Genomic DNA, 19,896 nt, shown 5'->3' on the forward strand with positions numbered 1-19,896 from the left:
GTGCGAGCGGATCGCATCGGCTCATCATGCTGACGCGGTGGCCCGTGGCCACGGGCAGTCGAGCGGTCTCAGAGCAACTTCACCCCTTCGTGTCGGACGCCTCGCCGCGCCGAGCGTGGGCCGAGAGGTCCACAGTGGACGGGAACGTGGTCGGTGGAGCGGTCAGCGCAGGGACTTCATGATCCTGTCAACGGCCGCGCCCAGCTCGGCGTACTTCTCGGTGTACAGCACCGGGAAGACGCCGGGTGGGTCGGCGGGCCGGTGGGTGTCGACGTAGTCGGTGCCCAGGTTGCAGAACGCGACCACGATGTAGTTGCGATTTCCCTTTCCGCGCAACGACTTCACGATCCCCGCGTCACTGCCGGTGGTGTCGACCCAGCCGGTCTTGTGGCTGAACGCCACCTCGGCGACGGCGTCGCAGGGGCGGACGTCGCGGTCGTACACGGCGTCGCCGACCTTGACGGTGCCGTCGGGCTGGATCCAGCGCGGTGGCGTCTTCTGCGGGATGCCCTGGACCGGGTACTCGCGCCCGCACCAGTTCGTGGTGGACAGCATCTCGTTGTGCCCCTGGTCGCCCAGCGACCGGAGGAACCGGTCGCGGGCCGACGGGCTCAGCTCGGCGCGGGTGACCCGCCGGCCCGCGTCGGTCGTCCACAACGTCCCGGGGCCGCCGTTGACCAGCAGGAGCAGCTTGGCCGTGTCGAGGCCGCTCATGTTCGACCCGATCCACCGGCCGCCGTTCTCCGGGTTGGTGCCGGTCACCATCAGCGTCGGCATGCCCAGCTCCACGAACACCCGGTTGACCTCGTCCCACGCGCCGAGGTCGTGGATCATCTTGATCAACGCGCAGGTGGACTCGTTCCGCGACTTGGTGATCATCTCGTCGAAGTGCCACCGGACCACCTCGGCGGACGGTCCGCCGCACACCGGGTGCGGCGTCACCGGCCGGTAGTCGTAGACCGCGTCGAGGTCCACCCGGCCCCGGTCGGCCAGCCGCAGCACGCCGAAGCCCACCATCAGCTTCAGCACCGACGCCGGGTACGGCGACGAGAAGTCGATCGGCGCGCCCTCCCGGCCGGCGAGCACGTCCCGGGTGCCCCGACCGCCGTTGGCGTCCCACTCCGCGTCGTCCCACCAGCGGTAGCGCACCTGGTCGGTGGCCAGCTCCCGCTCATCGACCGGCACCACGACGCCGTTCGGGTGCTGCGGGCTGAGCAGCACGTCGGCCATCGCGGCCGGGCGGCCGAAGCGGTCCAGCTCGATCACCGCGAGGTCCAGGTTCGGCGTCTGGTGCAGCGGCCGGGCGGCGGCGCCGAGCCGGACCGGGCTGTCGAGGGGCACGGCGTCGTACTTCTCCGGCGCGCCCGCTCGCGACGCCGACCCGGCCTGGTCCGGCGGGGTCAGGTCGAGGACGTCCTTGAAGTCCTGCGCCACCACGGCCTGCCGCAGCGACTCGGCCAGCCGAGCGCTCACGTCACCCCCCGCAACTGCGGTCGGCACCGTTGCCGCTGCGCTGAGCAGCACCGTTGCCGCCGTCAGCGCGGTAGCCCCGAACAGCTTGCGTCGAACCGACATCGCACTCCCCCAAGTGTGAAACCTGCCTGCACGTCCGACCGTAGTGCATTCGTGGCCGTTGCGTGACCTAATTGACACGAAAGAGGTCTAGCTGAACGTGGTCAGGAACTGGTCGCGGAAGGCGTCCATCGGGCGCACCGGCGCCTGCGGACCCGGCTTGAGGCCGTCGGTCCAGCCCCAACCGGCGGTGCGGGCGAGCACGGCGGGGTCGCGGGCGACGAGGGTGATCGGCACGTCCCGCCCCGCGTCCGGACCGGTGACGAACGGCGCGGGCTGGTGGTCGCCGAGGAACACCAGCACGAGGTCGTCACCGCCGTAGGTCTCGACGTACGACACCAGGGTGTCCACCGAGTACACGACGGTCCGCGCGTAATCACCGCGCACCAACGCCGGATCGCGGCCGAACATGTCCTCCGCAGGCGCCTCGCCCGACGTCATCGAGTGGTAGACCGAGCCGTCGCCGAGCCCGTCCCAGCCGACCGCGACCGGCGCGGGCGACCACGGCGCGTGGCTGGACAGCAGCGGGATCGCCGCCATCACCGGAGCGTGCCCGGCGGCGCGCTCGAACTGCTGGAACCGGGACAGCGTGAACTCGTCGGGCGTGGTCGCGTAGCCGAAGCGCGGACCCCGGTAGCCGAGGTCGTCGAACGCGTAGATCCGGTCGTAGTCGAAGAACTCGCCCTCCGGCCACGCCTTCGTGATGCCCGGCATGACGCCGACCGACCGCCAGCCCGCCCGCCGGAACGCGCCGCCGAGCGTCAGCCGGTCGCCGGCGACGAGCGTGCGGTAGCGCTGCTGGTTGTCCACCCACAGCCCGGACAGCAGCGTGGCCTGGGCGAGCCAGCTCCCGCCGCCCGCGGTCGGCGAGGTGAGGAACGCGCTGCGCGCCGAGTACCCGACCGCGGCCAACCGCCGGGTGCCCGAGTCGAGCGCCGCGCCGACCTCCGCCGCCATGTCCGGGTGCTCCACCGCCGAACGCCCGTAGCTCTCCACGAACGCCACCACGACGTCCTTGCCCCGCAACGCGGTGAGCATCCCGTCACCCGCCGCGCCGTCGAACGCGTCCACCGCCGCCTCGGCCGCGAACCGCTCCCGGTCGCGCAGTCCCTCCCCCACCTGGCGCACGCGGTCGGCGACGAACGCCGCCGTGCTGTGCGACGCGATCGGCACGCCCGGCGCGAGGTGCAGACCGGGCGCGGCGACCGTGATCCAGACGACCGCCAGCACCGCGACCACGCGCGTCACCACGAGCCGGTGCCGCACCGCCACCCCGCTCAACCGCAACGCCGACCGCGCCATCAGGAACACCACCGCGACCGCGAGCAGCACGGCCAGCACCACTGCCGCGACCGCCGCGAACCGTCCCGCCGTCACGTCCACGTAGTCCACCGCGGGCATCAGCAACGGCCAGTCGAGCACCAGGTCGAACGGCCGGTACAGCACCGCGTCGAAGCCCATGTCCACGGCCTTCAGCACCAGCAGCAACCCCAGCGCCGCCCCACCGACCACCGCCGCCACCCGCCGCGCCCGGTCCGGCAGCACGAGCACCAGCACCAGGCCGAGCAGCGCCTCCGCCGGCACGCGCAGGAACGCGGCCGGCGTCACCTGGTCGGCATCGCTCGGCACGACCAGGGCGAACAGCACGAGCAGCGCCGCCAGGACGGTGACCACGACCCGGCGACCGCGGTGCTCCACGACGTTCCCCCTTCTGCTGCTGAGTAGAACGCGCGCGAACCCCTGGGCGGTTCACCCGTCGGTACGGTGGTCGCGTGACTCGTCCGTACGTCCTGCTCAGCGTCGCGGTCAGCGTGGACGGCTACATAGACGACTGCGGCGCGGCCCGGTTCCCCCTGTCCAACGCCGAGGACTTCGACCACGTCGACCGGGTCCGCGCGGAGTCCGGTGCGATCATGGTCGGCGCGGCGACGATCCGCAGGGACAACCCGCGCCTGCTGGTCAACAGCGCCGAGCGGCGGGCGGCGCGGGTCGCCGCCGGACGTCCCGAGTACCCGGTGAAGGTCACCGTGACCGGCAGCGGCGACCTGGACCCGGCGCGGGACTTCTGGCACTGCGGCGGCGACAAGCTCGTCTACACCGCGGCCACCGGCGCCGGTCGGGCCCGCGCGGCGGTCGGCGACCTGGCGGAGGTCGTGCCCCTCGGCGCGACCGTCGACTTCGGAGCGCTGCTGGACGACCTCGGCGCGCGCGGCGTCGACCGGCTCATGGTGGAGGGCGGCGCGTCGGTGCACACCGCGTTCCTGTCCGCCGGGCTGGCCGACGAGATCCGGATGGCCGTCGCGCCGATGCTGATCGGCCAGGCCGCCGCGCCGCGGTTCGTCAACCCGGCGCGGTTCCCCGGCGGACCGGCGCGGCGCTTCCACCTGGAGGACGTGACCAGGCTCGGCGACGTCGCCGTGCTGCGCTACTTCCCCAGGAGCTGACGGGCGGTGTCGCGGCGGAACCACGCCACGACGGCCGCCAGGGCCAGCAGGACGGCGGGCAGCACCGCGCCGTCCGGGTCGTTCAGGAGGACCAGCTCGGTGGCGACCGCGCCGGCCATGACACCGACCAGCCCCAGCGCGGCGAGCCCGCACAACCGGGGCACGAGCAGGCCGAGCGCTCCCGCCAGCTCCAGCACACCCGTGACGTACCGCAGCCACTGCCCGAACCCGATCTTGTCGAACTTGCCGACGAAGTCGTCGCCCAGCAGCGAGATCCCGCTGTAGACGAAGTACGCGGCCAGCAGCACCTGCAACGCCCACAGGGCGAGGTTGCCGGTGTTGCGGACCGAGGTCACCCGGGCCGTGTCAGACATTCTCGACTCCTTCCACCGAAATCGCGGCACCGCGCCACAAGCGCACGATGTCACGGCCGAACGACCAGACGAGCGAGGCCAGCGCCAAGCCGACGACGACCTCGGAGTGCGGCACGAGCCCCGACGCGGCGACGACGAGCGCGATGCCCTGCACGGCCGCCACCACCTTGCGCGCGTAACTCGGCGGCAGCGCACCACGCAGCCGGGGCAGGCCCCAGGACGCCGCGACAAACGCGTACCGCAGCGCGCCCATCACCAGCACCCACGGCCCGAACGCCAGCGCGACGTGCACGCTGAGCACCAGGATCAGGAACGCGTCGACCTCCATGTCGAACCGCGCGCCCAGCGGTGACGCGGTGCCGGTGCGGCGGGCGACCCGGCCGTCCACGAAGTCCAGGGCCAGCGCGACGGCCGCCAGCACGACGATGAGCGCCGTCGTCCGACCGCCGTCGGCCACCAGCGCCGTGACACCACCGACCAGCAGGCCCCTGGCCAGCGTGACGCGGTCGGCGGGTCCCAGCACGTGCCGCGACCGCTGCACCGCGCCGCTGAGCAGCGCCTGGTTGGCGACCGCGAAGGCGGCGCCCGCCAGCCAGCCGAGCGCGCCCAGGCCGACGGTGCTCTCCAACACCCCGAGCAGCACCACCTGGCCGCCGGCCCACGCGGCGGGCTCCGCGCGGGACCGCCACTGCGCCGCGGACGGTGTCGAGCTGTGCTGGAGTGTGGTCATCGTGCCCCTCGTGCCGAATCGGAGGTTTGACAAGTGACACGCACCGCGAGGGCCCTTTGGTTCACCTCAGCCGGGAGAAGTGCGATCCGACCCGTCGAGCTGCCCGAGCCCGGACCCGGTGACGTGCTGGTCCGGACCCTGTTCTCGGGCATCAGCCGCGGCACGGAGAGCCTGGTCCTGCGCGGTGGTGTGCCGGAGAGCCAGCACGACCTGATGCGGGCGCCGTTCCAGGAGGGCGACTTCCCGTGGCCGGTCAAGTACGGCTACCTGAACGTCGGCGTGGTGGAGCGCGGTCCGCTGCTCGGCCGCGCGGTGTTCTGCCTCTATCCACACCAGACGCACTACGTGGTCCCGGCCGACGCCGTGACGCCCGTGCCCGACTCGGTGCCCGCGGCCCGGGCCGTGCTCGCCGGGACGGTGGAGACGGCGGTCAACGCCCTGTGGGACGCCAAGCCGATGGTCGGCGACCGGATCGCGGTCATCGGCGGCGGGATGGTCGGGTGCGCCGTGGCCGCCCTGCTGGCCCGGTTCCCCGGCGTGCGGCTGCAACTGGTCGACGCCGACCCGGAACGCGCGTCGGTGGCCGCCGCGCTCGGCGTCGACTTCGCGCTGCCGGACGACGCCGTGGGCGGCTGCGACCTCGTGGTGCACGCGAGCGCGAGCGAGGCGGGGCTGGCCGGGTCGCTGGCGCTGCTCGCGCCGGAGGGGCAGGTGCTGGAGCTGAGCTGGTACGGCGACCGGCGGGTCTCGGTGCCGCTGGGCGAGTTCTTCCACTCCCGCCGGCTGCGGGTGCGCGGCAGCCAGGTGGGCGTGGTCGCGCGGCCGGACCGCACCTACTCCGAGCGGATGGCGCTGGCGCTGGACCTGCTCGCCGACCCCGTGTTCGACGCGCTGATCACCGGGGAGAGCCGGTTCGACGACCTGCCGTCGGTGCTGGCGGGGCAGCTGCCGCCGCTGTGCCACCGCGTTGACTACGGTGCCGGGCATGTACCTGCCTGACACCACCGAAGACGTGCGCGAGCGCGCGGCGACCGTGGCGGTGCTGCCGGTCGGCAGCCACGAGCAGCACGGCCCGCACCTGCCGCTGGCCACCGACACGGTCGTCGCCTGCACGATCGCCGGGGCGATCGCCCGCGCCCACCCGGTGCAGCTGCTGCCGCCGATCGCGATCTCGTGCTCGCACGAGCACGCGGCCTGGCCGGGCACGGTCAGCATCTCGGCGCGGACGCTGCACTCGGTGGTGCTGGACGTCGCCGACTCGCTGCGCCGGTCCGGCGTGCCGAACCTGGTGCTGGTCAGCGGGCACGGCGGCAACTACGTGCTGTCGAACGTGGTGCAGGAGTCGGAGGGGATGGCGTTGTTCCCCGGCAGCGGCGACTGGGCCGCCGCGCGGACCGCCGCCGGGCTGGGGACGACGTCCCGCGGCGACATGCACGCGGGCGAGCTGGAGACGTCGATCCTCCTGCACGCCCACCCCGAGCTGGTGCGGGACGGCTACGAGACCGGCGACCACCTGGCCGACGACCGGCCGCACCTGCTCACGCTCGGGCTCGCGCCGTACACGTCGACGGGGGTGGTCGGGCGGCCGTCGCTGGCGTCAGCCGACAAGGGCCGGGACGTGATCGCGGCGCTGGTCGAGGCGTTCGGGCCGTACCTGGCGGTGCTGCGGTCGTAGCGCGAGGACGCCGGGCAGGCTGCTGATCAGCGCCAGCACGCCGTAGACGACGCCGGTGGTGAGCCCTTGGGCGGCGCCGAGCCCGGCCGCGCCGAACGCCACCGCCAGGAAAGCCTCCCGCGGCCCGAAGCCGCCGACGTTCAGCGGGACGGCCATCACCAGCAGCGCGAGGAGCAGCAGCGGGACGAGCCGGGCGGTCGGCGCGGTCACGCCGGCGGCCCTCGCGGCGACCAGGAACAGGGCGACGTGCCCGGCCAGCGCCACCACCGACAGCAGCACCACCCTCGGCAGGACCCGGTGGTGCAGCAGGCCGGCGCGGGCGTCGGCCCACGTCGTCCGCAGGACCCGGCGGACCCTCGGCGAGAGGCAGGCGACCGGGAGCGCCAAGGCGACGAGCAGCACCGGCGACCCGGGGACGTCGAGCGGCACGGGCTGGGTGAGCAGCACCGCGGCGACCAGCACGACCTGGCCCGCGGCCCGCTCGAACACCACCGCCCGCACACCGCGCCCGAGGTCGCCGGCCTGCCGACCGTGGCTCACCGCCCGGTGGACGTCACCGAGGACGCCCGCGGGCAGCACGGCGTTGAGCAGCAGGCCGCGGTAGTAGTCGGAGACAGCGGCGCCCAGGGTGAGCGGCAGCCCGAGGCGGCGGGCGATGACGCACCACCGCCAGGCGCTCGCCGCGGTGGTCAGCAGGCCGATGCCCAGGGCGGCGGCGACCGACCAGCCGGTCACCGAACGGAGACCGGCCACGAACGCGTCCGCGCCCAGGCGAACGGCCAGCGCCACCAGAATGCCGACCGCGCCCAGCAACCGCAGCCAGGGCCACACGCGGGTCACCGGGAGACCTCCGGCCGCTTCACCGCGGCACCGCCAGCAGGTCCGTGTGGTGCACCACGACCCGCGGCCCGCCGTCCAGCTTGCGCCGCAGGTAACCGGGCGCCTCGCCGGCCAACCGGGGCTCCTGCTCGACGGCCGCAGCCACCCACCCGCGCAGCCACTCGCCCGCCAGCGCCGCCTGGTCCGGGCCCAGCCGCCACGGGCTCGGGCTGGTCGTCACCGCCGCGCCCCGCCGTTCGAACGCCGCCACCGCGACCTGCGCCGCGTCCGGCCCGAGCAGCCGCCGACCGCCCACCACCCGCCGCTGGTGCGCGTTGAACGCGGCCTCGAACTCGGCGTCCACCGGCTCGGCCGGGTCGAACTCGACCCGCCCCGCCACCGACAGCGTGAGCAGCGCCGGACAACCCGCCCCGACGCACGCGGCGGCCAGCCCGTCCACCTCGTCCGCGGTCAGCAGGTCGAGCAGCGCGGACGCCGTGACCAGCGACGTCCCGGCCAGGTCGGCGGCGGTCAGCCCGGTCAGGTCGCCCTCCCGGGTCTCGATCGCGACCCCGGTCATGGTCGCCGCCGCGATGCTGAGCAGCCGGGGGTCGCGGTCGTGCAGCACCCAGCGCTGCCGTCCGCCCAACCGCCCGGAGAGCCACCGACCCATCGATCCCGTCCCACACCCGAGATCACGCACGACGAGGGGTGTCCGGTTCAGATCGATCTCGTCGAGCCGGTCCACCAGGTCGAGCGCGCGGGCCTCCGCGTCGGCCTTCTCGCGCAGTGACAGCCATTCCGGTGCGAAGGTGCTCATGGCCGAAGACTAGCCAGCGCCGCCGCCGTTTCGTCCCAAGTGGACAGTTCACGGCGACGGGACAGCGCGCGCCCGCGCAGGTCGCGCCGCCACCCGTCGTCGGTCAGCCACCGCCGCAGCGCCCGCGCGAACGCCGGCACGTCACCGGCGGGCAGCAGCAGCCCGCCGCCGCCGAGCGCGTCCGGCGCCGAACTCGCGATCACCGGCACGCCGCGCGCCAACGCCTCGGTCACGACCATGCCGTAGGTCTCGGCCCGCGACGCCAGCACGAACAGGTCGGCGGTCGCGTACGCGCGGTCCAGCGCCGCACCCGTCAGGGGCCCGACCAGCTCGATCCGGTCACGCAACCCACTGCGGTCGACCAACTCCTCCACCTGCGTCCGCGCCGGTGTTCGCACCGGGCCGACGAACGCGCACGTCCACGGCAGGTCGGCGACCTCGGCCAACGCCGCCAGCAGCACGTCGTGCCCCTTGCGCGGCGTCACCGAGGCGACGCACAGCAACCGGGACGCGCCGTCCGTGCCGGTGGCGAGCGGCGCCGGGTCGACGCCGGGCACGACGACGCGCACCTCCGGCAACCCGTGGCGGTCGGCCAGCTCCCGCGCCGCCCGCGGGCTCGTCGCCACGACCGCGCGCGCGGCGCGCAGGCACTCCCGCTCGGCGGCGTCCAGCCGGGCCGCGACGGCGGGCGGCAGGCCGGTCTCGTCGGCCAGCGGCAGGTGCACCAGCACGACCAGCCGCAGCCGACCGGCGTGCGGCACGACGACCTCGGGCACACCGCACGCCACCAGCCCGTCCAGCAGCACGACCGCGTCGTCGCCGATCCCCGCCAACGCCCGGCCCAGCTCCGCGCGGGCGCGCTCGTCCGGCCGCGGCCAGTCGCCGGGGACCACGACCTCGCGCACCGGCACGCCCGCCGAGCGCAGGCCGTCGACCACCCTGCGGTCGTAGACGTTGCCGCCGCTCGGCGACGCCGGGTCGTCCACCCCGCCGGGCAGGACGAAGTGGAGGGTCACAACGCGCGTTCGTAGCTCGCCCACGCCACGTGCGACTCGTGCAGCGTGACCTCGATGCCCGCCAACCCCCGCGCGCCTTCGCCCAAGGCGCCCGCGTGCACGTCGTCCGCGAGCCGGTCGGCGATGTGCTTGGCCAGGAACTCGGTCGACGTGTTGACCCCGGCGAACGCGGGCTCGTCGTCCAGGTTGCGGTAGTTCAGGTCGCCGAGGACGGCGCGCAGCCGCTCGGTCGCCAGTCCGATGTCGACCACGATGTTGTCGGCGTCCAGACCGTCCCGCTTGAACCGGGCGTCCACCACGAACGTCGCGCCGTGCAGGCGTTGCGCCGGGCCGAAGACCTCGCCGCGGAAGCTGTGGGCGACCATCACGTGGTCGCGAACGGTGATGCTGAACAGGGTGACCTCCGCCGAGTGCGCGAGTTACCGTGCAGGTCCGGCCGAGCGTAGTGAACTCCCGACCGGGTGTCGCGTGACGAGGGGGCAGGGTGCACGAGGAAGCCTTCAAGGACGAGGACGTGGCGGAGTCGGACCTGGTGACCCGTCGCGGCACGTTCCGGGCGGTGGCGTTCCGGGCGGACGGGCACGAGCACATGGCGCTGGTCCACGGTTCGGACCTGCGTGACGACGTGCTGGTGCGCGTGCACTCGGAGTGCATGACCGGTGACATCTTCGGCGCGATGCGCTGCGAGTGCGGCGACCAGCTGGACGCGGCGCTGGACCGGATCGTCGCCGAGGGCGGCGGCGTCCTGGTCTACCTGCGCGGCCACGAGGGGCGCGGCATCGGCCTGGTGGCCAAGGTGCGCACCCACGTGCTCCAGGACGAGCAGGGCCTGGACACGCTCGACTCGGCGACCACCCTCGGCCTGCCGGTCGACGTGCGCGACTACGCGCCGGCCGCCCGCGTCCTGAAGCACCTGGGCGTCACGTCGGTGCGGTTGCTGTCCAACAACCCGGACAAGGTCGAGGCGTTGGAGGACAACGGGATCGCGGTGACCGCCCGGGTCCCCCACCTGATGCCGCCGAACCCCCACAACATCGGCTACCTGACCGCCAAGCGCGACCGGCTCGGCCACGACCTGCCGCAGGTGGAGGTGTTCGCGGCGGAGTGACCCCGGGGGAAGACCCGTCGGAAGGCGGCCACCGGGGGCCGCTGCCCGCGCGCGGGGGTTGGGCCATTGGGGGTGGCGATTGGGTGAGACGGCGAAGTCGTGGCACTCTGAGGTCACACAGCCCGGATCCGGGCTGTTCGCCCGCGGTTCGCGGATCAGGCTGTCGAGCACCGGCCGGGGCGACACCGCTCTCCAGTCCCACCCCGCACCACGCGGTCCTCGCGGCATGACGTCCACACCACCGTGTGGCGTGCGTTGCCGTCCCGACTCACCCCCCACGGGAGCACGCCATCAGCATCTCCACCCCGCTGCCACCGGCCGTCGGCGCACCTCGCGCGCTCACCGACGTGTACGGCCCCGGCGTCGCCGTCTGCGCGCGCCCGGCCGCCGACACCACCGAGGACCGGCACCGGCACACCGTCGACGCGCTCTCCGCCCGGCCGATCGCCGTCGCCGGTGACACCCCGGTGATCTGCAGCGCGGGCGGCACGGACCCGGCGCTGCTGGCGCAGCTGCGGGACGGCGGCCTGCCCGTCGGCGACGACCTGCGCGAGTTCCGCGACGAAGCCGGGTTCGCCGCCCGCGTCACCGAGGCGATGGCCGACGGCCTGCTGCTGGCGATGGAGTACCCGCAGCCGACCGCGCTGTGCCCGGACGAGCGCGTGGTCAAGACCGCGCACCTCGTCGGCTACCTGAACAACAAGGCCACCATCAGCACGTTCGTCGCACCCCGCTTCCACGCCCGGCGCAGCGTCGTCACCCGCGACGACCTCGCCGACGCGACACCGGCGGAGAAGTCGTGGGTCCTCAAGGCCGCGACGAACGACGCCCACGGCGCCAGCCTCGACGTGTACCTGCACGAGGCGGGTGAACCGGTCGCGCTCCCGGCGTTCACCGACGTGCTCGGCGAGTTCGTGGTCGAGGAGTACCTGCGCCTCGCGCGCAACTGGGGCGTGCAGCTCTACGTCGGCCCGGACGCGGTGGCCCGCCTGCTCGCCGTCACCGAACAACGCGTCGACGTGACCGGCGTCTACGTCGGCGGGCTGTTCGGCCTGGTCGACCAGCCGCCGGCGGACCTGCTCGCGGAGTGCCTGGCGATCACCCAGCGCGCCGCCGACGTCGGCTACCGCGGCCTGTGCAGCCTGGACTGCGCCGAGACCCTGGACGGGCAGCTGGTCATGCTCGACCTGAACTTCCGGATCACCAGCGGCTCCATCCCGCTGCTCGCGCTGCGGTCCGTCCGGCCCGACGCGCTGGCCGGGCACGCCGAGTCCGTGAAGCTGACCGCCGCCGCCCCGCTGGCCGACCTGCTCACCGACCTGCGCACCGCGCTGGCCGCGGGCGGCGTGCTCGTCACGTCCGGCCACGACAGCACCCGCACCGACAGCCCGGTCGTGCTGAGCACCCTGCAACTCCTGGTCCACGGCGACGACCCGCACGACGTCACCGCCCGCCGCCACGCGCTGGAATCGCGGTTCCGCCGCTGACCGGCTTGGCGGGGACCCTCAGGTCGAAGCGCGCACGACCAGCTCGGTCGGCAGGATCGACGCCGCCGGCGGCTCGCCGCGGATCTGGTCCAGCAGCAGCCGGACCATCTCGCGGGTGATGCGCTGGAACGGTTGGCGCACGGTGGTCAGCGCCGGTCGGGTGGAGGTGGCGATGCTGGAGTCGTCGAACCCGCCCACCGCGACGTCCTCCGGCACGCGCCGGCCCGAGTCGTGCAGCACGTTCAGCGCGCCCGCCGCCATCAGGTCGGACGCCACGAACACCGCGTCCAGGTCCGGCGACCGCGCCAGCAGCGACGCCATCGCCGCCTCACCGCCCGCCCGGCTGTAGTCGCCGTGCGCGATCAGGTCCGCCGTGGCGCCCGCCCCCAGCACGTCCCGGTACCCGGCGAGCCGTTCGACACCGCCGGGGGTGTCCGGCGGACCGGTGATGGTGGCGATCCGCCGCCGACCGCGCGACCGCAGGTGCTCCACCATCAGCCGCGCGCCGGAGCGGTCGTCGGCCGCCGCGTACGCCACCTGGCCCTCGTGCCCGATCGGCTTGCCGCAGGCCACCACGGGGATGCCCGAGTCGCGCAGCTCCTCCAGCAGCGGGTTGCCGGTGTGCGACGACACCAGCAGCACGCCGTCCACGTGGCCCGCGGCGATGAACCGGCTGGTCCGCTTGCGCTCCACCTCGGTGCTGGCGGTCATCAGCAGCACGGGCACGTCCACCTCGGCCAGCTCCTGCGTGCAGCCCTGGAGCAGGATGCTGAAGTTCGGGTCCTCGAACAGCCGCTGCTGCGGCTCGGTGAGCACGAACGCCACCGAGTGCGCCCGCTGCGTCACCAGGCTCCGCGCGGCCGGGTTGGCGACGTAGCCGGTGGTCCGGACCGCCTTCAGCACGGCCTGCAGCGCGGCCGGGCTGACGTTGCGGCCGCCGTTGAGCGCGCGCGACACCGTGCCGCGCGACACGCCCGCGGCGGCGGCCACGTCGTGGATGGTCGGCCGGTTCCGCGCCGCCTTGCTGCGCTCGACGCTCATGGCTCCCTCATGCTTTCACCGCTCCGGAGAGCAAGTCGATGCGCCAGTATCGCTGCAACGTGAGGAACAGCGCGATCAGAGGCAGCACCGACACCAGGGAGCCGGTGACGACCAGCGTGTACAGCGCGGGCGTGGTGTTGCCCTGCTTGAGCATCGTGTACAGGCCCAGCGTGACCGGGAACTTCCCGTCGTCGCCGAGCATGATGTGGGGCAGCATGAAGTTGTTCCAGATGGACACGAACTGGAACAGGAACACGGTGACCAGGCCGGGGAGCATCATCGGCAGCGCGATGGAGCCCAGGATGCGCGCCTCGCCCGCGCCGTCCGTCCGGGCCGCCTCGACCACGTCCTCCGGCACGGACGCCGCCGCGTAGATCCGGGCCAGGTAGATGCCGTACGGGCTGATCACGCTCGGCAGCAGCACGGACAGGTAGGTGTCGGTCAGCCCGACCTCGGCCAGCAGCAGGTACTGCGGGATGGCCAGCACCACGGCGGGCACCAGCACGCCCGCGATCAACGCGTTGAAGATCAGCGCCCGGCCCCGGAACGCGTACTTGGCCAGCGCGTACCCGGTGACGCCGGACAGCGCCGCGGACAGCAGCGCGCCCACCCCCGCGTACAGGGCGGAGTTCGCCACCCACTGCCAGAACACGCCGTCGCGGTACGCGTGCAGCTCACCGAGGTTCGCCACCAGCGACGAGCCGAGCGAGAACGTCGACGTGGAGAACAGCTCGCCGCTGCTCTTCGTCGCCGCGACCAGCACCCACGCCACCGGGAACAGGCAGTAAGCCGCGCCCAGCAGCAGCACGAACGTCGGGAACGGGCCCAGCGGCGACCTCCTCACCGCTCACCCCCGAACGCCCGCGACCGCGTCACCCGCAGCAGGCCGAACGAGATCGCGAACATCACCAGGGCGATCAGCACCGACGTGGCGGCGGCGGAGTAGAGGTCGCCGCGGCCGAACGCGTCCTGGTAGACCTTCATCAACGGCGTCCAGGTGAGCGAGAGCGAATTGGTCAGCGGCGCCAGCGTGGTCGGCTCGGCGAACACCTGGAGCGTCGCGATGACCGAGAACAGCGACGTCAGCACGAGGGCGGGCGCCAGCAGCGGGATCTTGACCCGCACCGCGACCTGCCACGGCGTGCAGCCGTCGATGCGGGCCGCCTCGTACAGGTCGCGCGGGATGGACCGCAGCGCGGTGTGGAGGACGACCATGTTGTAGCCGACGCCGCCCCACACCGCGATGTTGGCCAGCGCGAAGTAGATCCCGGTCGGCGACAGCAGGTCGACGCCGGGCAGCGACAGCCGCTCCAGCACCTGGTTGAGCGGGCTGGTGCCGGGCAGGTACAGGAACCCCCACAGCAGCGACGCGATGACGCCGGGGATCGCGTACGGCAGGAAGATGGCGATCCGGCCGAACCCGCGGGCCCGCACCCGGTCCTCGTCCAGCAGCAGCGCGAACACCAGCGCCAGCCCGAGCATCGTCGGCACCAGGATCGCGCCGTAGCCGAGCACCCGCAACGCGCCCGCGCCCAGCTCGGAGTCGGTGAGCGCGCGCCAGTAGTTGTCCAGCCCCACGAACACCTCGGTGCGGCTGCCCCTGCCCAGCCCCAGGCCCTCGACCTCGGTCCGGAACAGGCTCAGGTGGACGGTGTAGCCGATGGGCAGCGCGAACACCAGCAGGAACAGCACCACCGCCGGCGCGACGAAGGCGTACGGCGCCAGCCTCGGCGCCGCACCTCCCCGCCGGCGCGCGCGTGTCGACGCCACGGGCTCAGCCGCCGACCGTGAAGCCGTTGGCCTTCATGTCGTCCACGGTGGCGGCCTGCACCTTCGCCAACGCGGGCGCCAGGTCCGCACCGCCGCTGATCGCCTCGCCCATCGCGTTCTTGTACGCGGTGTAGGTGACGTTCACGTTCGGCCCCCAGGTGAAGCCCGAGGACGTGGCGGCGATGGCCGCGGCCCGCGCGTAGAAGTCCGGCTGGTTCGGGAAGAACGCGGGCGGCCGGGACTGCGCCTCCTGCGCCGAGGTCGCCGCCGGGTAGATGCCGCTGACGGTGACCAGCGCCTCCACGGCGGCCGGGTCGGTGTTCAACCAGACCGCGAACTCGGTCGCCGCCTTCTGCTTCTTCGACCCCGCGGTCACCGCCGTGGTGGAGCCGCCCCAGCTGCCGGTGCGCGGCGCGGCGGCGTCCCACTGCGGCATCGGGGCCATGGCCCACTTGCCCAGCGTGCTCTCCGCGTTGCCCTTGAGCACGCCCGGCGCCCACACGGCGCTGAGCCAGCCGACCTGCGTGCCGTCGTTGAGCGCCTTGTTCCACTCCGGCGTGTACATCGGGGACTTGTCGACCGCGCCCTCGGCGATCAGGCCGCTCCAGTACTGCGCGACCTTCCTGGTGGCGGCGTCGTCCACGGAGACCTCCCAGGTGTCGCCGTCGACCGACCACCACGACCCGCCCGCCTGCTGCACGAGGCCCGCGAACCAGCCGGGGTCGTTGGCCGAGAACGTGCCGAGGAACTTGTCCGGCGCCTTGGCCCGCAGGTCACGGGCGGTTCGCGCGTACTCGTCCCAGGTCGTCGGCACCCGCAGGCCGTACTGCTCGAACAGGTCGGCGCGGTAGTAGAACATCATCGGCCCGGAGTCCTGGGGCACGGCGTAGACGCCGCTGCCGCCGAGGGTGACCTGGTCCCAGATCCCCGGCGCGAACTCGTCCTCGGCGGCTGCCGCGCCCTCGGAGATGTCGGCCAGCACGTCGTTGCTGACCAGGGTCGGCAGCGACTGGAACTCCACCTGCGCGAGGTCCGGCGGGTTGCCGCCCTTCGCGCTGGTCAGCAGCTTGGTGACCAGGTCGTCGCCCTGGGCCTGCTTGCTCACCACGACCTTGGCGTCCGGGTGGGTCGCGTTCCACCTGTCGACGACCTTGTCGATGTCGGGCGCCCACGCCCAGAAGGACAGTTCGACCGGGCCGTCGACTTGCTCGGCGCCGCCGCCGCAGCCGGCGAGCAGGACCAGGCCGAGGCCGAGTGCCACGGCCTTCTTCGCGATGTCGAGTCGCATGAGGTCTCCGGGGGTTCCGCGTCGCTGACGCCGCTGCCAGCGAGAACCACGCTGTGAACGTGCACAGTAGTTGGCTGTTCATCTCGCCTGTCAACCTCTTGACACCCGGTCTTATCTGGGCCGTAACCTGCGAAGTGACCGTGCACGTTCACAGCCACTGGAGTGTTCATGACGTTCGTGGTGCCCAGCCGAGCCGACGGCCAGGCCGCGCCGGACCCCTTCGCACCACGGATGCCGGTCGGCGTGGACGGGCTCGTCTACGGCGGGGACTACAACCCCGAGCAGTGGCCCGAAGAGGTCTGGGCCGAGGACGTCGAGCTGATGCGGCAGGCCGGGGTGAACCTGGTCAGCGTCGCGATCCACGCGTGGGCGCTGCTGGAGCCGCGGCCCGGTGAGCACGACTTCGGCTGGCTGGACCGGCTGCTCGACCTGCTGCGCGGCGCGGGCATCGCGGTCAACCTGGCCACGCCCACCGTCGTGCCGCCCGCGTGGCTCTACCGCGCGCACCCGGAGATCCGACCGGTCACCCGGGACGGCGTCGAGCTGGAACGCGGGTCGCGGGCGACGTTCTGCCCCAGCGCGCCCGCCTACCGCCGGGCCGCCACCGCCATCACCCGGCAGCTCGGCGCGCGGTACGGCGACCACCCGGCCGTCGCGCTGTGGCACGTGCACAACGAGTACGGCGCACCGGTCGGCGCGTGCTACTGCCCGCGGTCGGCCGAGGCGTTCCGGCGCTGGTTGCGGGCCCGGCACGGCGACCTGGCCGCGCTCAACGAGGCGTGGGGCACCAGCTTCTGGGGCCAGCGCTACGGCGAGTGGGCCGAGGTCGAGCCGCCGCGCCGGTCGGGCACCACCGGCAACCCGGCGCACGAGCTGGACTTCGCCCGGTTCTGCTCGGACGAGCTGCTGGCCTGCTACACCGCCGAGCGGGACGTCCTGCGGCAGCACTCGACCGCGCCCGTCACCACGAACTTCATGACCACCAACTGCAAGTCGATCGACTACTGGCGGTGGGGCCGCGAGGTCGACGTGGTGGCCAACGACCACTACCTGACCGCCGAGGCGAGGCGCAACCACGTCGACCTGGCCATGTCGGCGGACCTGACCCGCGCGGTGGCGGGCGGGCGGCCGTGGATGCTGATGGAGCACTCCACCGGCGCGGTGAACTGGCAGCCGCGCAACCTGGCCAAGCGGCCGGGCGAGATGCGCCGCAACAGCCTGGCCCACGTGGCCCGCGGCGCGGACGCGGTGATGTTCTTCCAGTGGCGCGCGTCCCGGTTCGGCGCCGAGAAGTTCCACTCGGCGATGCTGCCGCACTCCGGCACGCGCAGCCGGCTGTGGCGGGAGGTCGTCCGGCTGGGCGACGAGCTGGGCGCGCTGCGCGAGGTGCGCGGCAGCGCGGTGCGGTCCGACGTCGCGGTGCTGTGGGACTGGGAGTCGTGGTGGGCGCTGGAGCTGGACTGGCGGCCGTCGGTGGACCTGTCCTACCGGGAGCGCGTCGGCGCGTTCTACGAGCAGTTGTGGGACGCCAAGCTGACCGTCGACTTCGTCGCGCCCGAGGCGGACCTGAGCGGCTACCGGCTCGTCGTCGTGCCGTCGCTGTACCTGACGACGACGGCCGCCGCACGGGTGCTGCACGACTACGTGGTCGGTGGCGGCACGCTCGTCGTCTCGTACTTCTCCGGCATCGTGGACGCCAACGACGCCGTGCACCCCGGTGGGCACCCCGGCGCGCTGCGCGACGTGCTCGGCCTGGAGGTCGAGGAGTTCCTGCCGCTGCGCCGGGGCGAGGAGGTCGCGCTGGGCGGCGGGCTGCGCGGCGACGTGTGGGCCGAGCACGTCCGGCCGGCCGGCGCGGAGAGCGTGCTCGACTACGTCGACGGCCCGGCGGCGGGCGGTCCGGCGGTGACCAGGCACCGGCTCGGCGCGGGCAGCGCCTGGTACGTCTCGACCCGGCTGCGCGGCGCGGACCTCGACGCGGTGCTGCGCGAGGTCTACCCGGCCGCGGGCGTCGAACCGCGCGACGACGTGCCGCGCGACGTGGAGGTGGTGCGCCGCCACGGGGACGGCGCCGACTACCTGTTCGTGCTCAACCACACCGACGCCGAGGTGCGCCTGGCCGCGTCCGGCGCCGAACTGCTCACCGGGCGGCACTGCGCGTCCGAGCTGCGCGTGCCCGCGGGCGGCGTGGCCGTGCTCAGGGAAGTTCTCAACGAGGAGGACGAATGACAGGCAGGAAACTGCTCGCGGCCGCGGCGGTCTTGGCCGTCGCCGCTGTCGGGGCGCCGGCGGCCCGAGCCGCGTCCACCATCACCAACGGCGGCTTCGAGTCCGGCACGACCGGCTGGACGACGAGCGGCACGACCGCCGCGTCGTTCACCGAGGCGGGCGGGCGGTCAGGCAGGCGGCTGTCGCACTGGTCGTCGTCGGCGTACCGGGTCGAGACCAGCCAGGTCCTCACCGGCCTGGGCAGCGGCCGGTTCACCGCGCGGGTCTGGGTCCGCTCCGGCGGCGGGCAGGTCCAGTCCTACGTCGCGCTGCGCGGGTGCGGCGGCGCGGAGCAGCGCACGCACGTGCCGGTGAGCGCGGGCGAGCTGTGGGTCCAGGTCGCGGTCACCGCGGCGGTGAGCGGCGGCCGGTGCACGGTCGTGCTGTCGTCCGACGCGCGGGCGGGCAACTGGGTCAACTTCGACGACGTGCAGTTCGCCGCCGGGCAGACGGCGCTGCCCATCCGCGGCGGTGACGTGTCGACGTTGAAGAGGGCCGAGGACGTGGGCGCCGTGTACCGCACGGCGGCCGGGCAGCAGCAGGAGGCGCTGCAGATCCTCAAGGCGAACGGGATGAACCTGGCCCGGTTGAAGGTGTGGGTGAACCCGGCCGACGGCTACAACGACAAGGCCAAGGTCCTGGCCATGGCGAAGCAGGTCAAGGCGCAGGGCCTGCAGCTGCTGGTCGACTTCCACTACTCCGACACGTGGGCCGACCCGGGCAGGCAGAACAAGCCGGCGGCGTGGGCGTCGTACGACTTCCAGCGGCTGACGCAGGCCGTCTACGACCACACCTATGACGTGCTCGACGCCCTCAAGGCGCAGGGCACCACGGCGGACATGGCGCAGGTCGGCAACGAGATCAACGGCGGCATGCTGTGGCCGGACGGCTCCACGGACAACTGGGACCGGCTCGCCGCCCTGCTCAAGAGCGGCGCCAACGCCGTGAAGGCGGTCTCGTCGTCCACCAGGGTGGTGCTGCACGTCGCCAAGGGCACCGACACCGGCGCCGTGCGGTGGTGGTACGACTCGGCGGTCGCGCGCGGCGTGCCGTTCGACGTCATCGGCCTGTCGTACTACGGCTACTGGCACGGCACGCTCGGCGAGCTGCAGCGGACCATGTTCGAGGCGGCGCCCCGGTACAACCGGGACATCCTGGTCGTGGAGACCGCCTACCCGTTCACCATGGCCAACGCCGACCACGAGGGCAACGCGTTCAGCGACACGTCCGCCCTGGTGCCGGGCTACCCGGCCACGTCCGAGGGCCAGCTGGCCAACTTCCGCGACGTGCTGAGCGTCGTGCAGGCCGTGCCGGGCGGCCGGGGTCTCGGCGCGGTGTACTGGGAGCCGACCTGGACCGCCGTGCCGGGCAACAACTGGGACCCGTACGACCCGTCGACCGGCAGCGGCTGGGACAACCAGGCGTTGTTCGACTGGTCGGGCAAGGCGCTGCCCGCGATCACCGCGTTCACCCGCTGACGCCTG

At 73.3% G+C, this 19,896-nt stretch carries 19 protein-coding genes; 7 read left to right on the forward strand and 12 right to left on the reverse strand.

What is annotated here, in order from left to right:
• Positions 1–162: 162 nt before the first annotated feature.
• The gene (locus AB0F89_RS01550; protein WP_367131797.1) at positions 163–1,473 is read right to left on the reverse strand and encodes a serine hydrolase; all 1,311 of its coding nucleotides are present in this window, start codon (positions 1,471–1,473) and stop codon (positions 163–165) included.
• A gap of 189 nt (positions 1,474–1,662) precedes the next feature.
• Positions 1,663–3,270, reverse strand: a complete 1,608-nt coding sequence (locus AB0F89_RS01555) for a sulfatase (RefSeq protein WP_367131799.1) — start codon at positions 3,268–3,270, stop codon at positions 1,663–1,665.
• A gap of 74 nt (positions 3,271–3,344) precedes the next feature.
• On the opposite strand from AB0F89_RS01555, the gene AB0F89_RS01560 reads away from it, so the two are divergent.
• Positions 3,345–4,016, forward strand: a complete 672-nt coding sequence (locus AB0F89_RS01560) for a RibD family protein (RefSeq protein ID WP_367131801.1) — start codon at positions 3,345–3,347, stop codon at positions 4,014–4,016.
• Here AB0F89_RS01560 and AB0F89_RS01565 read toward each other — a convergent pair.
• Together AB0F89_RS01565 and AB0F89_RS01570 are read right to left on the reverse strand one after the other, a co-directional pair.
• The gene (locus AB0F89_RS01565) at positions 3,998–4,390 is read right to left on the reverse strand and encodes a DoxX family protein (RefSeq protein ID WP_367131803.1); all 393 of its coding nucleotides are present in this window, start codon (positions 4,388–4,390) and stop codon (positions 3,998–4,000) included. The genes AB0F89_RS01560 and AB0F89_RS01565 overlap by 19 nt on opposite strands.
• On the reverse strand, positions 4,383–5,120 hold the full coding sequence (locus tag AB0F89_RS01570; protein WP_367131805.1) for a CDP-alcohol phosphatidyltransferase family protein: 738 nt from the start codon (positions 5,118–5,120) through the stop codon (positions 4,383–4,385). Before AB0F89_RS01570 ends, AB0F89_RS01565 begins: the two co-directional genes overlap by 8 nt.
• Positions 5,121–5,153: 33 nt before the next feature.
• Here AB0F89_RS01570 and AB0F89_RS01575 point away from each other — a divergent pair, with 33 nt between their 5' ends.
• Both AB0F89_RS01575 and AB0F89_RS01580 read left to right on the forward strand, forming a co-directional pair.
• The gene (locus AB0F89_RS01575) at positions 5,154–6,119 is read left to right on the forward strand and encodes a zinc-binding alcohol dehydrogenase (RefSeq protein ID WP_367131807.1); all 966 of its coding nucleotides are present in this window, start codon (positions 5,154–5,156) and stop codon (positions 6,117–6,119) included.
• Positions 6,106–6,795 carry a creatininase family protein gene (locus AB0F89_RS01580; protein WP_367131809.1) on the forward strand — a complete coding sequence of 230 codons (690 nt, stop codon included), beginning with the start codon at positions 6,106–6,108 and terminating at the stop codon, positions 6,793–6,795. Before AB0F89_RS01575 ends, AB0F89_RS01580 begins: the two co-directional genes overlap by 14 nt.
• Here the strand turns inward: AB0F89_RS01580 and AB0F89_RS01585 are convergent.
• Genes AB0F89_RS01585 through AB0F89_RS01600 form a run of 4 tightly spaced genes read right to left on the reverse strand, consistent with a single transcriptional unit; the run spans position 6,718 to position 9,845 of the window.
• Complete coding sequence (locus AB0F89_RS01585; protein WP_367131811.1) at positions 6,718–7,635, reverse strand: lysylphosphatidylglycerol synthase transmembrane domain-containing protein; 918 nt, start codon at positions 7,633–7,635, stop codon at positions 6,718–6,720. The genes AB0F89_RS01580 and AB0F89_RS01585 overlap by 78 nt on opposite strands.
• Before the next feature lie 19 nt (positions 7,636–7,654).
• Positions 7,655–8,434: a class I SAM-dependent methyltransferase gene (locus AB0F89_RS01590; RefSeq protein ID WP_367131813.1), complete on the reverse strand. Its 780-nt coding sequence runs from the start codon at positions 8,432–8,434 to the stop codon at positions 7,655–7,657.
• Positions 8,431–9,450, reverse strand: a complete 1,020-nt coding sequence (locus AB0F89_RS01595; RefSeq protein ID WP_367131815.1) for a glycosyltransferase family 4 protein — start codon at positions 9,448–9,450, stop codon at positions 8,431–8,433. The genes AB0F89_RS01590 and AB0F89_RS01595 overlap by 4 nt, the downstream gene beginning before the upstream one ends.
• Positions 9,447–9,845, reverse strand: coding sequence for a 6-pyruvoyl tetrahydropterin synthase family protein (locus tag AB0F89_RS01600; RefSeq protein WP_367138650.1), 399 nt, complete (start codon positions 9,843–9,845; stop codon positions 9,447–9,449). Before AB0F89_RS01600 ends, AB0F89_RS01595 begins: the two co-directional genes overlap by 4 nt.
• Positions 9,846–9,934: 89 nt before the next feature.
• Between AB0F89_RS01600 and AB0F89_RS01605 the strand changes: the two genes are divergently transcribed.
• Together AB0F89_RS01605 and AB0F89_RS01610 are read left to right on the forward strand one after the other, a co-directional pair.
• Positions 9,935–10,558 (forward strand): GTP cyclohydrolase II, encoded by a 624-nt coding sequence (locus AB0F89_RS01605; protein ID WP_367131817.1) that lies wholly within the window; start codon positions 9,935–9,937, stop codon positions 10,556–10,558.
• Positions 10,559–10,905: 347 nt separating this feature from the next.
• Positions 10,906–12,045 carry a hypothetical protein gene (locus AB0F89_RS01610; RefSeq protein WP_367131819.1) on the forward strand — a complete coding sequence of 380 codons (1,140 nt, stop codon included), beginning with the start codon at positions 10,906–10,908 and terminating at the stop codon, positions 12,043–12,045.
• An 18-nt stretch (positions 12,046–12,063) separates the two neighbouring features.
• Here the strand turns inward: AB0F89_RS01610 and AB0F89_RS01615 are convergent, their stop codons facing one another.
• The 4 genes from AB0F89_RS01615 to AB0F89_RS01630 are packed head-to-tail and all read right to left on the reverse strand — an operon-like array spanning position 12,064 to position 16,144.
• Entirely contained in the window at positions 12,064–13,086 is a 1,023-nt protein-coding gene (locus tag AB0F89_RS01615; RefSeq protein ID WP_367131821.1) for a LacI family DNA-binding transcriptional regulator, read from the reverse strand.
• Positions 13,087–13,093: 7 nt separating this feature from the next.
• Positions 13,094–13,930 carry a carbohydrate ABC transporter permease gene (locus AB0F89_RS01620; RefSeq protein ID WP_367131823.1) on the reverse strand — a complete coding sequence of 279 codons (837 nt, stop codon included), beginning with the start codon at positions 13,928–13,930 and terminating at the stop codon, positions 13,094–13,096.
• Positions 13,927–14,856, reverse strand: a complete 930-nt coding sequence (locus AB0F89_RS01625) for a carbohydrate ABC transporter permease (protein ID WP_367131825.1) — start codon at positions 14,854–14,856, stop codon at positions 13,927–13,929. Before AB0F89_RS01625 ends, AB0F89_RS01620 begins: the two co-directional genes overlap by 4 nt.
• Before the next feature lie 4 nt (positions 14,857–14,860).
• Positions 14,861–16,144 carry an ABC transporter substrate-binding protein gene (locus AB0F89_RS01630; protein ID WP_367131827.1) on the reverse strand — a complete coding sequence of 428 codons (1,284 nt, stop codon included), beginning with the start codon at positions 16,142–16,144 and terminating at the stop codon, positions 14,861–14,863.
• 168 nt (positions 16,145–16,312) lie between these two features.
• Here AB0F89_RS01630 and AB0F89_RS01635 point away from each other — a divergent pair, with 168 nt between their 5' ends.
• On the forward strand, positions 16,313–18,373 hold the full coding sequence (locus tag AB0F89_RS01635) for a beta-galactosidase (protein WP_367131829.1): 2,061 nt from the start codon (positions 16,313–16,315) through the stop codon (positions 18,371–18,373).
• Complete coding sequence (locus AB0F89_RS01640) at positions 18,370–19,890, forward strand: arabinogalactan endo-beta-1,4-galactanase (RefSeq protein WP_367131831.1); 1,521 nt, start codon at positions 18,370–18,372, stop codon at positions 19,888–19,890. Before AB0F89_RS01635 ends, AB0F89_RS01640 begins: the two co-directional genes overlap by 4 nt.
• Positions 19,891–19,896 lie beyond the last annotated feature (6 nt).

The organism is Saccharothrix sp. HUAS TT1, from assembly GCF_040744945.1.
Taxonomy (GTDB): domain Bacteria; phylum Actinomycetota; class Actinomycetes; order Mycobacteriales; family Pseudonocardiaceae; genus Actinosynnema.

Coding starts and splice junctions, on each gene's coding strand:
- AB0F89_RS01565 (WP_367131803.1), bottom strand. CDS start 4,390: ATGTCTGACACGGCCCGGGTGACCTCGGTCCGCAACACCGGCAACCTC.
- AB0F89_RS01570 (WP_367131805.1), bottom strand. CDS start 5,120: ATGACCACACTCCAGCACAGCTCGACACCGTCCGCGGCGCAGTGGCGG.
- AB0F89_RS01580 (WP_367131809.1), top strand. CDS start 6,106: ATGTACCTGCCTGACACCACCGAAGACGTGCGCGAGCGCGCGGCGACC.
- AB0F89_RS01590 (WP_367131813.1), bottom strand. CDS start 8,434: ATGAGCACCTTCGCACCGGAATGGCTGTCACTGCGCGAGAAGGCCGAC.
- AB0F89_RS01615 (WP_367131821.1), bottom strand. CDS start 13,086: ATGAGCGTCGAGCGCAGCAAGGCGGCGCGGAACCGGCCGACCATCCAC.
- AB0F89_RS01630 (WP_367131827.1), bottom strand. CDS start 16,144: ATGCGACTCGACATCGCGAAGAAGGCCGTGGCACTCGGCCTCGGCCTG.
- AB0F89_RS01635 (WP_367131829.1), top strand. CDS start 16,313: ATGACGTTCGTGGTGCCCAGCCGAGCCGACGGCCAGGCCGCGCCGGAC.
- AB0F89_RS01640 (WP_367131831.1), top strand. CDS start 18,370: ATGACAGGCAGGAAACTGCTCGCGGCCGCGGCGGTCTTGGCCGTCGCC.